The following is a 13,911-nucleotide window of genomic DNA, read 5'->3' as shown; positions in this document are numbered from 1 at the left end:
TCGCCGCCGGGGGAAGGCTTGGCGCTGGGAGCCACGAAAGGGACGTTAGTGCACGATCCCCACCGAAGTCAGGGAAGTGACCGACCCAGCCGCAACCGGATGCGATCACCACGCCGTACGGACTCGCGCACCGTCCACACCCGCTCGTCCACCACCGTGCCCCGGGCCGTCATGTAACCGCCCATCCTGAGCACCGGCCGCCCCGTGTCATCGCTCAGCAGTTGCGCCCGCGACTCGGAGTCGTCGCCGAACAGCACCAGGAAGTCGTGGATGTCGGCCGGAGCGTCGAGGATCAGGCCGGGATACAGGTGCGAGTGGGGGACCTGGATTACATGCTCGATCACGGGTCAACGTCTACCCACATTTCACGCTTTCAGCGGAAGCTGGACGCGGGATAGCGCTTTCCGGCGACATGAGATGAAATATCAGCAACCTTTCTACAGGCTGGGAGTACCACTGTGCCACTGTTCGACCTGCCGCTCGATCAACTCCGCGACTACCGCCCCGAGCGTGACGAACCCGCCGACTTCGCCGACTTCTGGTCCGCCACCCTGGCCGAGGCGAGAGAGTTCGACCTCGCGGCGGAGTACGTCCCGTACGACCTGCCGCTGACCGGCGTGGACGTGTTCGACGTGTCGTTCGCGGGATGGGGCGGGCACCGCATCAACGGCTGGTTCCTGCTGCCGCGCGGCGCCGCCGGCCCGGTGCCGTGCGTGGTGCACTACATCGGCTACAGCGGCGGCCGCGGCTTCCCCAAGGACCACCTGCTGTGGCCGGCGGCCGGGTACGCCGTCCTCGTCATGGAGACGCGCGGCCACGGCGGCGCGAACGTCGGCAGCCCCGGCACCACCGGTGACCCGCACGGCAGCTCGGGGCCGCAGGCGCCCGGCATGATGACCAAGGGCATCCTGGACCCGGCCGACTACTACTACCGGCGCGTGTTCACCGACGCCGTCCGGGCGGTGGACGCGGCGGCGGCGCATCCGGCCGTGGACGCGGGGCGTGTCGTCGTAGCGGGCGGCAGCCAGGGCGGCGCGATCGCGCAGGCGACGGCGGCGCTGCACCCCGGGGTCAGGGCGGCGCTGATCGACGTGCCGTTCCTGTCGCACTTCCGGCGGGCCGTCGAGATCACCGGGCGGGACCCGTACCAGGAGCTGGTCAGGTTCCTCGCCACCCGGCGGGACGCCGCCGACCAGGTGTTCCGCACGCTGGCGTACTTCGACGGGATGAACTTCGCGGCGCGTGCGACGGTGCCCGCGCTCTACTCGGTGGCCTTGATGGACGACGTGTGCCCGCCGTCCACGGTGTTCGCCGCCTACAACCACTGGCAGGGCCCGAAGGAGATCACCGTCTGGCCGTGGAACAACCACGAGGGCGGGGGCGGCTACCAGTCGGAGGAGCAGGTGCGTTACCTGCACAAGCTGTTCGGTGAGGGCTGAGCTCTGAAAGGGCGGGGCCGCCGCGCCGGAGTGCCCATCCGCTCCGGCGCGGCGGCGCGCGTCAAGCTGACTGCTCGGTGACCAGGAACGACACGCTCCCCTGGTCATCGGCGCCGGCGTCCAGGGACTTGTCCTCCAGCACAGTCGCCGCCACCGGGTCGAGGTAGACCCGCGCCCCTTCGTTCTCGACCACCGCGTCCGCCGGTTCGGGGGCGGTGGCCAGGGTGAGAGTGAGCGCGCTGGCTCCCTCCCCCTGCGACGAGATGCGAATCCCGCTCTGCTCGGGCTCGGGCGCGTTCGCGGTCAGGTCGCGAATCGCCTGGGCTGCGTTGGCTGTCAGGGTGAGCACTAGGGCTCCTCCTCACGGTCGACGTTCAGGAGTTGGCTGCCCTTCCCCCTGTTTTCGGCCTCAACCCTTCCTGACTCTTTCTTTACCAACAATTCCCGGCGCATCCCGTACGCCGCCCGCGCGCGGGAACAATGGCTGCATGGACTTCGCGGCGCAGAGGCATGCCCTGGTGGCGCAGCTAAGAGCGGCCCAGGACGTCAGCGAGCCCGTGGCCGCGGCCATGCTCGCGGTGCCGCGCCACCTGTTCGTGCCCGGCGTCGAGCCGGAGGCGGCCTACCGCGACGAGCCCATCGTGACCAAGCTCGACGCCGACGGCCGGCCGATCAGCTCCTCCTCGCAGCCGGCCATCATGGCGACCATGCTCGACCAGCTCGACGTGCGGCCGGGGCACCGGGTGCTGGAGATCGGCGCGGGCACCGGCTACAACGCGGCGCTGCTGGCCCGCTTGGTGGGGCCGGAGGGGCGCGTGGTGGCCCTGGACCTCGACGAGGACACGGTGGAGCAGGCCAGGGAGCACCTGGCGGCGGCCGGGGTGTCCGGGGTCGAGGTGCTGTGCCGCGACGGGGCAGCCGGGCATCCCGAGCCGGCCCCGTACGACCGGCTGATCGCGACCGTCGGCGTGTGGGACCTCGCGCCCGCCTGGCTGGCGCAGCTGCGCCCGGACGGGCGGCTCGTGGTGCCGCTCGACCTGCGCGGCGTGCAGGTGTCGGCGGCCATGGAGCGCGACGGCGAGCGGTGGGTGAGCCGGTCGGTGGCGCCGTGCGGGTTCATGCGCATGCGCGGCTCGTTCACGGGGACGGAGGCGGTCGTGGTGGCGCGCCAGGACCCGATGCTCATGCTGATGTTGCCCGAGCCGCGCGAGGTCGGCGACGTGCCGGCGGCGCTGGACGCGGCGCCCACCGAGATCACGGTGCGGCGCGAGGAGGCGGCGCCGCCGTTCACCGTCGCCATGGGGATGGCGCTGTGGCTGGCGCTGCACGAGCCGCGCTGGTGCGCCCTGAGCGGCGACTTCGGCTCAGGGCCCGGCTTCACGGCGGGCGTCGTGGAGCCGGGCGGCATCGCGCTGCTCGCCGTGTCGGGCTCGCTGGTCGCGCGCGGTCACGGGGAGGCCGGGGCGCGGCTGGCGGCGGAGCTGGCCGCGCACGTCAGGGCCTGGGACGAGGCCGGCCGCCCCGAGGCGAGCGCCCTGCGCATCGAGGCCCACCCGCACGCCCCGGCCACCGGCGCCACCCCGGCCGGCGGCGGGGCGGTCGTCATCGAGAAGCGGCACACCACCCTGGTGCTGGGTTTCGGCTAGACCGTCCAGGCCCCGTCGCGGATGAGGTCGCGCCCGCGCAGCTCGTTCGCCTCCCGCCACGCCTGCAGCCGCACCGGCGTGATGTGGAAGTAGTGGTAGCCGTCGGCATCCTTGCGCGGATCGAACCCCGCCTTCTCCGCGAACGCGTCGCCCAGCTCGACGGACACCTCGGTGGCGGGCGTGGCCCGCGCCGTGCCCTCGATGAGCACGACGTCGCGCACCAGCCCGATCGCCACCCGCGTGCGCCCACCGGCCAGCAGGTTGCGCGCGGTGGGGCTGGCGCTGGCCGTGGAGATGACCAGCGCCTCGCCGTCCCACAGGAAGGACAGCGGCACCATGTACGGTGTCCCGTCCGCCCCGGCGGTGGCCACCCAGGCGTCCACGTCGTGCTCCAGGCGGTGCAGCGTGTCCTGCTTGCGCTGCTCGGCGCTGCGCGGGGTGGGCTGGGACATCGGGGGCCTCACTCTCGTCGGTCATCTGGGGGGCTGATCGCCCTGGCCATTATCGAGGACGGTCGTCCGGGGCGCGGACCGGGCTACCGGTCGTCGGGGCGCGGAGCGCTCCCGCAGGAGCCCGCCTCGGCGCCGGCCACCTTCCAGTCCGCCCCGGGGAACGGGCTCATGAAGTGCGTCAGCAGGTCCACCGCGTAGTCCGGCGCCTGGCCGCCGGGGTCGAGCAGGGAGACGAGCTGGGGCCCGTCGGCGCCGCGCAGCGTGAGGGTGCCGCGCGTGGCGGCGCCGGCGAAGCCGGGTCTGGCGTCCACGGTCACGCAGGCCAGGCTGAGGCCGGCCGCCTGGATCTGCTGCCTGGCCCCGATCCGCCGCATCCGCTGGTCGTAGCGGCGCAGGGCGAGCGAGGTGGCGGGGCCGATCCTGACCGACTCGCGGAAGACGTCCGCGCCGATCTCCCGGCTCAGCCTGACGTCCAGCCTGACGTCGGGGCGCAGGTCCACCCCCTTGGCGCTGATCTTCACGGTGCCGTAGTCCCCCTCGAAGCCCGGGGCGACGTAGCCGAGCGCCGGTGGCGCCTTCATGCCGAACGGGACCTTGCCCGGCCGGATCCGCAGCCACGACATGCGGGCGACGGACAGGGAGAGGCGCTCGATGGAGCTGCGCCCCAGCCCGAACTGGCCGCCGACGTGGTAAGTGAGGAAGCCGCCGGTGTACGGGATCTCCTTGCTCACCGCGAGCCGCTGGGCGGCCACGGGATCCACCTTGAGACCCGCGCGCACCGCGATGCGGCCCGTGGGGCCCGGCCGGGAGACGAGGTCGAGCGACTGGTCGGGGTTCAGCCGGATCGTGGTGTCGGGCGCCAGGTCCCTGACGTCGAGCGACACGTCGCCGAGGCGTCCCGACGGGTCCACCAGGCCGCCCTCCACGCCGAGATGGCCGTCGAGGGTGCCTGCGCCGCCTTCGGCCCGGTAGGTGACGGCCGGCACGCCGAGCCCGGCGGCGGAGGCGTCGGCGTCCACGCCGAAGACGGCGGGCACGTCGGAGAAGCGCAGCTCTCCGGTGCCCTTGCCGGGCAGCGTGACCTTGGCGGTGAGGTGCTTGACGGCCGCGGAGTTGTGCACGCGGATGCGCGTTCTCGCCCCGTACGTGCCCTGGACGGTCACCGCTGCGGGCACCGGGTCGATGGCGACGTGCCCGCGCAGCCCGCCCGCCTCGGCCCGCACGTCGAGCGCCCCGAGCGTGGCGGGCGGCTCGATCCGGTACGCGGCCCGCACCGCGTTGCCCGCCTCGACCCCGAAGGGCCCCACCGACATGCTGGTGATCTTCGACGGCAGCCCGGTCAGCGTGGCCCTGGCCTTGATCGGCACCGGTGACAGGACGCTGCTGGCCAGGTACACGCCCAGACTGCGGCTCCTGGGGCGGAACCCGGCGAACGCGAACGTCCTGCCGGTCAGGTCCACGCTCACCTGGTCGGGCAGGCCGGTGACGTCCAGGTAGCCCTGCAGGCCGAAGCAGCCGCGCTGCGGCACGCAGAAGGGGCCGGGCGCGCAGCCGGGCGATCCTGCCGCGCAGCCGCCGTCCACCAGCGACACGCCGCCGGGGACGGCGGGCGCGGCGCGCATGCGGTCCAGCGCGGCGGCCGTGCCGAGCCACGCGCGGGCGCGCACGTCCAGGCGCGAGCCGGAGTAGGTGAGCCGGCCGCCGGCCGAGGTGACGGCCAGCCGTCCCGGCACGGGCCCGACCGTGCCGAGGAGGCCGAAGCGGGTGTCGCCCTGCCGGACGTCGGCGTCCACGGCGAGGGTCTGCGGAGCCGAGCGGAAGTCGGCGGTGAAGCCCTGCGCGGCCGGGGCGAACTCGACGTGCGAGAGCCGGTCGACCAGCACGCTGACGTCCAGGTCGCCGCTGGCCTGGTCGTAGTGGGCCGCCAGGTGCGGCCCCGTGGGAGCCTTGGCGCCGTCGTGGTTGGTGAAGGCGAGCGCCGCCGTCCGCACGGGCCCCGACAGGCCGCGGAAGCGGTACGAGGCCGCGTTCCACGAGGCGTCGAACTCGGCGGGCACGCCGGTGACCTCGGCGGCGGCCCTGGCGTACCGGTCGCCGAGCCGGGCCCTGGCCAGCGCCGACACCCGCGCGACCGGCCCGTCGGAGATCCACCTCAGGGTCCTGGCGGCGGTGTCGGCGACGAGCTCGGCCCGCTTGCGCACGCCCTGGACGGTGACGCGCAGGTCCTCGCCGGTCTCCCGGGTGACGTGCGCTTTATTGGCATAAATCCGCACCTCCTTGAGCGTGGAGGAGGTGGCGACCTTGACGGTCGAGCGCTCCCCCAGCTCCCACGACGCCTGCACGTCGTCGTGCACGCCGAGCACGGTGCCGTCCACGGTGGGGCCCGACCTGAGGTTGGCGTAGGCGGCACGCAGCGTGTCGATCATGCCGCTGGCCTGGTAGACGGCCTTCCTGGCGGCGGGGTCGAGGGTGACGTCCACGGTGGCGGGCGTGTTGGAGATCTCCATGCGGGCCACGTGGGTGCGGTCGATGCTGGCGGCGCCCACGAACGAGCGGTTCCCCGCCTTCACGGCCAGGTGGACGTGCGGCGCGGCCCCGTACGTGGCGTCGAACCCGGACAGGCCCGACAGCAGCCCCGAGACCCCCAGGGCGGCGCCGTCCTTGATCATGGTGACGTGGCCGCCGCGCGGGGTGGAGACGGCGCCCTCGTTGCGTTGCAGCACGACGGCGAACCTGCCGATGGGCGAGCTGGACGTGTGGGTGACGCGGTGCGCGGCCGGGTCGCTGACCAGGCGCACCTTGGCGGGCAGCGCGCTGAGCTCGGCGTTGAGCACGGTCTTGGCGGCGGCCCGGTCGAAGTAGCGCAGGCTCGCGGCGCCGGCGCGGCCGGAGCCGGTGGCGACGGAGAGCGTCTGCCTGCCGCCGGCGGTGCCGTACCGGGCGGTGAAGGACGGCGAAAGATCCCGCAGCTCGACCTCGGTCACCCTGGACAACCTGCCGTCGCGGTAGGAGAGGTCGTGCACGTGCGCGCGGGCCACGGAGGAGGGGCCGGAGAAGCGCACCTCGCCGCCCGACAGCCGCACCTCGGCCCGGGTGGGCATGCGGTCGAGCACGGCCCGGGTGAACCGGCGGGCCGTCACGGCGACCGCCTCCGTCCTGGCGGGGGCCGAGGCGGTGACGTTCAGGGTGGGGGTGTCGAGCGCGGCGTTGACGGTGAGCTCGGCGGTGGCGGGCGTCTGGCTCAGGCTCACGGCGCTGCGCCCGGTCAGCCCGGCGACGACGGCCGCGCTCCGGCCCGGCTCGTCGCGTTCGACGACGGCCTTGACCCGCTTGCCGGCCAGATCCACGGTGAACGTGCCGCGGTCGGCCGCCGACAGCGACGAGCCCCGGCGCAGGCCGTCGAAGCCGACCGACACCTTGTCGTCGTACTCGGCCCAGACCTGCGCCTTGACGCTCTCGCGGGAGAGCCGCCTGACGGCGAACGAGATGCCCGCCGCGCCCGCGCCCGGGTCGGCGGTGGGCACCAGCGAGGCGGCCAGGTCCGGCCTGGAATCACCGGTCACGTCGGCGGCCACCGGCACGCCGACCGGCTGCTTGATGGAGCAGGCGACCGGCACGGCGGCGCTCTGCACGCACAGCCGGTACGTCAGCCCCGGCACGACCTTCCCGAGCCCCTCGAACGTCCTGGCGATCGCGGCCAGCGGCTTGCTCAGGTTGAGCGGCTCGGCGTTCGAGGTGTCCGGCAGCACGTCGCGCACGTCGGGCGCCTGTGTGCCGAAGCCCTGCGCCTCCTGGACGGCGGTGGCGGCCGAGGTGATCTGGTCGATCAGCCGCGGCCCGGCCGGCGTGGTCACCTCGGGCTCCCGCGGCCCCACCGGCCCGTTCCCCGCCGGCTGCAGGGCCAGCGAGGCGCGCTGCGGGACGGTCACGGTGGCGGGCGGCGGCTCCTGCACGGCGGGCACGGGCCGCAGCGTCTGCGCGGCGGGGACGGAGCGCACCTCGGCGCGCGGCTGTGCTGCTTGAGCTGCGGACGGCAGACCGGCGAGGACCGTACCGGCGATGGTCGTCGAAGCGAGCACGCGCATGAGGGCGTGCGGCATGAAATGTTCTCCCCCGGACCTGTCTATTTCATCCCATCAGAAACATAGGTCACGAGACGACCATAGTTCCTCACAGGGAGTCAAACAGGATCCGACATGGGACCCCAATTTTCTGTCAGGACCGATACGGGCTCAGCCGCGGCCACCACCCCGGCACGTGGGCCCGGTAGGTCTCGTAGTCGGCGCCGAACTTCCGGGTCAGGTGCGGCTCCTCGTACCAGTGCACGAAGGAGTAGACCGGGACCGCCAGCACGGCGACGTAGAGCAGCAGCCAGGGATCGCCGAGGAGCAGGGCCTGGCCGATGACGGCGGCGAAGATCGCCACATACATGGGGTTGCGGACATGCCGGTAGAAACCGCCGACCACGAGCCGGTCGGGCGCCGCGACCGGGATCGGCGTGCCGAACCCCTCGACCACGAACCTGACGAACGCGTTGACGATCACCGCCAGCCCCGCGAGCACCAGGATCGCGCCCAGCCCCCTGAGCGGGATCATGACCGGATCCGGGAAGGGGCTGCGGAGCCGCCAGCCGCTGATCCAGTACGGGACCAGCACGGCGACGACTCCTGGGCCGGCGGCGAAGAAGGTGGCGCTGACGGCGGCTGCGGGCGTTCTGCGCATGGCATCGCTCCTAATTCATCGTGTGATGAGTTTAAGTCGCGACCCGGCCGGGCGTCAACGCCTGTTGGCACTTCAGGCGATCCGGACGACGAACTTCCCCCGCACCCCGCCCGCCTCCAGCGCCCGGTGCGCCCCGGCGAGGTCGTCCAGGGGGAACACGGTGTCCACGACCGGGCGGATCGCGCCGTCCTCCACGTACCGGGCGAGGTCGGCGAGGAGCCGGTGGTCCGGGTTGCCGCTGAAGGCGCGCACGCGGCGCCGGCCGTGGACGGCGGAGGCGGCGAGGTAGCCCAGCGACGCGGCGGGCCGGGAGAGGTCGAAGGCGATCGCCACCATGCGGCCTGACGGGGTCAGCAGGCGCCGGTAGGCGGGGTGCTCGGTGCCGACGGTGTCCAGGATCACGTCGAACGGCTCCAGGTCCGCCGGGGCGGTGGTGGCGTAGTCGTGGGCCTCGTCGGCGCCGAGGTCGCGGACCAGACCCAGGTTGCGGGCCCCGGCGAGCGCGGTGACGTGCGCGCCGAGCGCCCGGCCGAGCTGCACCGCCACCACGCCCACGCCGCCGCTGCCGCCGCGCACGAGCAGCCGCTCGCCCGGCCGCAGCCGCGCCTTGTCGCGCAGCGCCGTGATCGCCGTCATGCCCACCGGCAGCGCCGCGGCCTCGACCAGGTCGAGTCCCTTCGGCGCCAGGGACAGACGGCGGGGGCGGACGGCCAGGTACTCGGCGTCGCTGCCGAACGTGCGCCCCAGCACGCCCCACACCCGGTCCCCCACCTTCGGGCCGCTGGTGCCGGCGCCGAGGGCGACGACCTCGCCGGCGAAGTCCAGCCCCATCCGCTTCGGCCAGCCGCGCTGGGCCAGCCCCGTCACCAGCCGCACCCTGCCCGCCCGGCCGGCCAGCTCGCCGCCGTTGACGCTGGTGGCGTGCACGCGGACGAGCACCTCGCCCGGGGACGGGACCGGCCTGGGGACCGTGCCCACGTACAGGACGTCCGGGGGGCCGTACCGATCGAAGAGGGCCGCGCGCATCTCGTTGCTCTGCATGGGGACGACGCTAACGGGCTAAACGGATGGTGCCGTCCACTTACGTTAATGTGAGACACATGCCTGCTCATCCCTCTCACATGGAACCCGCCGAGGCGTTGCGGGCCGACGCCAGGCACAACCGGACGCGCATCCTCGACGCCGCGCGGGAGGCGTTCGCCACGCGCGGGCTGGACGTGCCGATGGCGGCCATCGCGCGGCGGGCCGGGGTGGGGGTGGCGACGCTCTACCGGCGCTTCCCGTCGCGGGAGTCGCTGATCACCGAGGTGTTCGAGGACGAGCTGACGGCGTGCGCGTCGGTGGTGGACGAGGCGCTGGCCGATCCGGACCCGTGGCGGGGGTTCTGCGCGGCGATCGAGAAGGTGTGCGCGATGCAGGTGGCCGATCGGGGGTTCACCGAGGCGTTCCTGACGGCCTTTCCCGGCGCGGTGGACTACGAGCGGACGCGGGCGCGGGCCGAGCGGGGGTTCGCCGAGGTGGTGCGGCGGGCCAAGGCCGCCGGGCGGCTGCGGGCCGACTTCGAGCCTGCCGATCTGATGCTGCTGCTCAAGGCGAACTGCGGGGTGGCCACCGGCACCGATGAGGAGGCGGCCATGGGGTCGCGGCGGCTGGTGGCGTACCTGCTGCAGGCCTTCCGCGCCGAGCACGCCGGGCCCCTGCCGCCCGCGCCACCGCTCACGCTCAGCCCTCCGCAGGCGGTGCGCTAGCGGCTAGCCCCGTTTTCCGCACGTGGAGGTATGTGAAGATCGCCGGGTTGCTGTGGTGATCGTTGTCGCGGTATGACCTGGCTGGTGAGACAGCGTGCGCAGTGGGGCCAGGCCAGTGTCGAGAAGATGCTCGGGGCATTACCGGTGGTGGCCGGTTTCTGCTCGCGGTTGCGGGTCCGGGAGCTGGTGGATGCGGCCTGCCCGGTGCGCGATATCGCGGAGCTGACTCACGGGCAGGTGATCGAGGTGCTGGTGGCCAACCGGCTGACCTCGCCCGCCCCGCTGGTGCACGTGCAGGACTGGGCGCGCGCCTGGGCGGTGGGTGAGACGTTCGGGACCGATCCCGAACTGCTCAACGATGACCGGATCGGCCGCGCGCTGGATGCCATCGCCCCGCATCTGGACCAGCTGACCGGGTCGGTCGGGCTGGCCGCGATCGAGGCGTTCGGCCTGGACGTGGCCCGCCTGCACTGGGACATGACCTCGATCTCGCTGCACGGCGACTACGAGCAGGCCGAGCCCGGCTTCGCGACACCGCGTTTTGGTCACCCCAAGGACCGGCGGCCGGACCTGAAGCAGATCCAGGCCGGGATCGCGGTCAGCGCCGATGGCGCGATCCCGGTCTTGCACCGCGCCTACGACGGCGCGGCCGGTGAGGTGGGGCAGGTCATCGGCGCCATGCAGGGCCTGCAGAAGCTGGCCGGCCCGCAACGCATGCTCATGATCGGCGATTCCAAGCTGATCTCGTATGCCAATCTGGCGGCGATGACCGCCGCTGGGGTCGCCTTCATCGCGCCGGCCTCCAAGCAGTACGTCGGCGTCGCGGCCCTGGCCGGTCAGAAGATCGACGACGCGGCCCGGGTGGACTACGTCGCCGCCCGGGACGAGCACAAGAGCGCCGACCGGCGCGGCCTCTGGCACGTGCGCGAGGACGACACCATGACACTGGCCGGGCCGCGCAAGAAGGACCCGATCCTGACCCTGCGGCGCATCTTCGTGCACTCCTCCGCCCGCGCCCAGGCCGCCGCCACCGCCCGGGCCAAGAAACTCGAGCGGGCCCGCGACGATCTGGCCCGGCTGGAACGCGGCCTGGGCAGCCGCCACTACCCCACCGAGCAGGCCGTCGCCGACCGCCTCGCCGCGATCGGCCGCGACCGCCGGGTCAGCACCTACCTGACCGCGCGGACCGGCACCGATCCCACCACCGGCAAACCCACCCTGGCCTGGCACTTCGACCAGAACGCGATCGACGCCGAAGCCGCCACCGACGGCTGGTACGCCCTGCTCACCAACCTGCCCGCCGAGGCCGCCGACGCCGGACAGGTGCTACGCCATTACAAAGGCCAGGAAGCCGTCGAACGCCGCTACCAGGCCTTCAAGGGGCCGCTGGCCGTCACCAGCCTGTATTTGAAGAACAACCGCCGCATCCACGCCCTGATCACCGTCATCTGCCTGGCCCTGCTCATCTTCTGCCTGATCGAGCGCCAGGCCCGCCAAGCCCTCGCCGACCGCGGCGAAACCAAGGTCAACGGCCTGTACGCCGGACGGCCCGCCGTCCCCACCGGCAAGCTCATCCTCGACGCCCTGGCCGGCATCCGGCTCATCCCGGGCACCGGCCAGTCACCCCCGACCATCCCGCAACCCACCACCCTCCAACTCGATCTCCTGGACCTTCTCGACATCGATCCACGAGACCTCCGCTGAAGATCACTCACCTGCGGAAAACGGGGCTAGCCCGGCAGGCGCGGGTCGATGTGGATCTTCGGGGCGCTCCCCCACTCCGGGCGCCGACGCCCCGCCAGCACCGGCGCCGCCTCCTCCAGCGAGACGGTCGCCGCGACGAGCGGCCGGGGATCGACCAGGCCGGAGGCGTACAGCTCGGTGGCTCCCGCCAGGCCGCCGGAGGCGCTGAGTATGCCGACGGCGGTGATGTCGCCGAGCACGAGCGCGCGCGTGTCGAGGCGGCTGGGCTCGGCGGACAGGCCGATGAGCACGACGCGGCGGCCCGGCTCGACGGCCGCCACGGCGAGCGCGGGCGAGCCGCTGCCGTTCGAGGCGTCGATGACCGCGTCGAAGGTCTGCTCGGGGCGGCCGGTGTGGAGGTGGGGGAAGCCGAGGGAGCGGGCGAAGTCCAGGGCGGGCCCGGGGAGCCCCAGCAGGTGCACCTCCGCACCGCGCGCCGCCGCCATCAGCGCCGCGAGCAGGCCGATCGTGCCCGGCCCGATGATCAGCAGCCGCTCCCCCCGGCCGAGGGCGGCGGCCTCGACGGCCCTGAGCGCGTTCCCGCCGGGCTCCACCAGTGCGCCCAGCACGGGATCGAGGGTGGCGGGCAGGGGCTGCAGGGCGCGGACGGGCACGGGCAGCCACTCGGCGAGCGCGCCCGGCCAGCCGTTGCGCACGCCGATCTCGTACCGGTCGGCGCACAGGTGCTGCCTGCCGCCGAGGCAGCGGGCGCAGTGCCCGCAGCCGAGCATGGTGTCGCCGGTGACGCGGCGGCCGAGCCAGCCCGGATCCACGCCGTCGCCGACCTCCCGCACCACCCCGGCCCACTCGTGCCCGATGCGCACCGGGTAGCGGGCCTCGCCGGTGCGCAGGTACGCCATCGCGCCGGAGTGGAACTCCATGTCCGTCCCGCACACGCCGGCCCGCTCGACCTCGACGACCACCTCGCCGGGGCCGGGCACGGGCGGCTCGACGTCCTGGACCTCCGCACGTCCGGGACCCGTGATGACGAAGGCTCGCATGATCGCAGACGTTACCGCCGCACGCGCCCGCGCGCCTTCCCGGGAGGGCCGCTCTGGTGCAAGGTGGGAGTGAACCTCACGGTTGCCAGTGCCCAGCTGAGAGGAACCACCATGCAGGCGAACGTCGGCGACATCCTGATCATCCACGGTCACGTGGTCGGCCAGGGTGACAGGAAGGGCGAGATCGTGGAGGTCCGGGGTGAGAACGGCGCACCTCCGTACCTCGTGCGCTTCGACGACGGCCACGAGCAGCTCATGTACCCGGGGCCCGACTCCGTCGTCGAGCGGGCCACGCCGGAGTAGGCCGGCCCTGTCGACGGGCCGCCGATCACCCGCCCTGCCAGTGGGCTGACGATCACAGGGAGGAGTGCCGCCCTCTGCGGGCCGGCCCCGTCAGTGGGCGAGCGACCGCAGGGCCGCCGCGGCGTCGAGGCCGGAGCCTGCGGCGACCTCCGCGCCGTCCCGGTCGCGGGCGATGGCGACGACCCCGTCCACCGGGCCCCGGGCCAGGGTGATCGTGTCCCCCCTGGCGAGCAGCTCGTCCGCGTCGGGACCGCGCCGGGCGGCCGGCCGGTCGAGCAGGCGCGGGGCCGCGATCAGGGCCGCGACCGGGGTGCGGTGGCGGGTCAGCAGCACCGGTCCCTCGTCGTACGGCCCGGCGGTCTGGCGGACGAGGTCGCCGAGCCGCGCGCGGGCGGTCGAGAGCGAGACCACGGGCAGGCCGGCGAGCACCCCGTACACCTCCGACAGCGGGATCAGCGCGGCCCACTCGTAGCGCTCGCGGGTGATCAGCGTGGTGGTGCCGCTCCTGACGGCGCGGACGAGGGAGCCCCACTGGGCGCGCGCCTCCTCCACGCCGACGGGGGCGCCGAAGCGGTCCCGCAGCGCTTCGTAAGCGGTCGGATCCGTGTTGATCATGACAGAATCGTAAGCCGCCTTACAAAATCGAGGCAACCCCGTCTCACGGATCCGACGCCACCCCTGCCTTGATCGCCTCGATCGGCAGGTCCAGCTCGATCCGCGATCGGCGCCCAGCTCGCCGCCGCCTTCCTGGACACCGGTACAGGCGGCGTGCCGGCCGCCCGGCCTGAGTGCGAGCGGTCATCTTCGCCGCGCTCACCATGGCCGCCCTGGTCGTCCCCGGGCGGGGTTGGGGTGGC

Annotated in this window: 13 protein-coding genes; 5 read left to right on the top strand and 8 right to left on the bottom strand. The window is 73.4% G+C overall.

The features are described 5' to 3' along the window. Positions 1 to 68: 68 nt before the first annotated feature. Positions 69 to 344 carry a hypothetical protein gene (locus tag LCN96_RS21765; RefSeq protein WP_225274706.1) on the bottom strand — a complete coding sequence of 92 codons (276 nt, stop codon included), beginning with the start codon at positions 342 to 344 and terminating at the stop codon, positions 69 to 71. Positions 345 to 458: 114 nt separating this feature from the next. Here LCN96_RS21765 and LCN96_RS21760 point away from each other — a divergent pair, with 114 nt between their 5' ends. Then, positions 459 to 1,439, top strand: coding sequence for an acetylxylan esterase (locus LCN96_RS21760; protein WP_225274705.1), 981 nt, complete (start codon positions 459 to 461; stop codon positions 1,437 to 1,439). A 61-nt stretch (positions 1,440 to 1,500) separates the two neighbouring features. Here LCN96_RS21760 and LCN96_RS21755 read toward each other — a convergent pair whose 3' ends face one another. Further along, entirely contained in the window at positions 1,501 to 1,788 is a 288-nt protein-coding gene (locus LCN96_RS21755; RefSeq protein WP_225274704.1) for a HesB/IscA family protein, read from the bottom strand. Positions 1,789 to 1,927: 139 nt separating this feature from the next. On the opposite strand from LCN96_RS21755, the gene LCN96_RS21750 reads away from it, so the two are divergent. After that, positions 1,928 to 3,085 (top strand): methyltransferase domain-containing protein, encoded by a 1,158-nt coding sequence (locus LCN96_RS21750; RefSeq protein ID WP_225274703.1) that lies wholly within the window; start codon positions 1,928 to 1,930, stop codon positions 3,083 to 3,085. Here LCN96_RS21750 and LCN96_RS21745 read toward each other — a convergent pair. The 4 genes from LCN96_RS21745 to LCN96_RS21730 form a co-directional block, all read right to left on the bottom strand. Beyond that, entirely contained in the window at positions 3,082 to 3,537 is a 456-nt protein-coding gene (locus tag LCN96_RS21745; RefSeq protein WP_225274702.1) for a pyridoxamine 5'-phosphate oxidase family protein, read from the bottom strand. The genes LCN96_RS21750 and LCN96_RS21745 overlap by 4 nt on opposite strands. Before the next feature lie 83 nt (positions 3,538 to 3,620). Then, positions 3,621 to 7,637: a hypothetical protein gene (locus tag LCN96_RS21740; protein ID WP_225274701.1), complete on the bottom strand. Its 4,017-nt coding sequence runs from the start codon at positions 7,635 to 7,637 to the stop codon at positions 3,621 to 3,623. Between the two features lie 115 nt (positions 7,638 to 7,752). After that, the gene (locus LCN96_RS21735; protein WP_225274700.1) at positions 7,753 to 8,259 is read right to left on the bottom strand and encodes a methyltransferase family protein; all 507 of its coding nucleotides are present in this window, start codon (positions 8,257 to 8,259) and stop codon (positions 7,753 to 7,755) included. Positions 8,260 to 8,331: 72 nt separating this feature from the next. After that, a complete protein-coding gene (locus LCN96_RS21730; RefSeq protein ID WP_404823972.1) occupies positions 8,332 to 9,300 on the bottom strand; it encodes an NAD(P)-dependent alcohol dehydrogenase in 969 nt (322 codons plus the stop codon). An 80-nt stretch (positions 9,301 to 9,380) separates the two neighbouring features. Here LCN96_RS21730 and LCN96_RS21725 point away from each other — a divergent pair, with 80 nt between their 5' ends. Both LCN96_RS21725 and LCN96_RS21720 read left to right on the top strand, forming a co-directional pair. Continuing rightward, positions 9,381 to 10,007, top strand: a complete 627-nt coding sequence (locus LCN96_RS21725; RefSeq protein ID WP_225274699.1) for a TetR/AcrR family transcriptional regulator — start codon at positions 9,381 to 9,383, stop codon at positions 10,005 to 10,007. A gap of 84 nt (positions 10,008 to 10,091) precedes the next feature. After that, positions 10,092 to 11,711, top strand: a complete 1,620-nt coding sequence (locus tag LCN96_RS21720; protein WP_225270187.1) for an IS1634 family transposase — start codon at positions 10,092 to 10,094, stop codon at positions 11,709 to 11,711. 26 nt (positions 11,712 to 11,737) lie between these two features. Here the strand turns inward: LCN96_RS21720 and LCN96_RS21715 are convergent, their stop codons facing one another. After that, entirely contained in the window at positions 11,738 to 12,751 is a 1,014-nt protein-coding gene (locus LCN96_RS21715) for a zinc-dependent alcohol dehydrogenase (RefSeq protein WP_225274698.1), read from the bottom strand. Between the two features lie 111 nt (positions 12,752 to 12,862). Here LCN96_RS21715 and LCN96_RS21710 point away from each other — a divergent pair, with 111 nt between their 5' ends. Further along, a complete protein-coding gene (locus LCN96_RS21710) occupies positions 12,863 to 13,054 on the top strand; it encodes a DUF1918 domain-containing protein (RefSeq protein WP_225274697.1) in 192 nt (63 codons plus the stop codon). Positions 13,055 to 13,144: 90 nt separating this feature from the next. Here LCN96_RS21710 and LCN96_RS21705 read toward each other — a convergent pair whose 3' ends face one another. Next, a complete protein-coding gene (locus LCN96_RS21705; protein ID WP_225274696.1) occupies positions 13,145 to 13,669 on the bottom strand; it encodes a type II toxin-antitoxin system prevent-host-death family antitoxin in 525 nt (174 codons plus the stop codon). Positions 13,670 to 13,911: the final 242 nt, after the last annotated feature.

Source organism: Nonomuraea gerenzanensis (assembly GCF_020215645.1).
Taxonomy (GTDB): Bacteria; Actinomycetota; Actinomycetes; order Streptosporangiales; family Streptosporangiaceae; genus Nonomuraea; species Nonomuraea gerenzanensis.
Note: the sequence above shows the minus strand (reverse complement) of the source record. Positions and strands in the feature narration are given on the sequence as shown.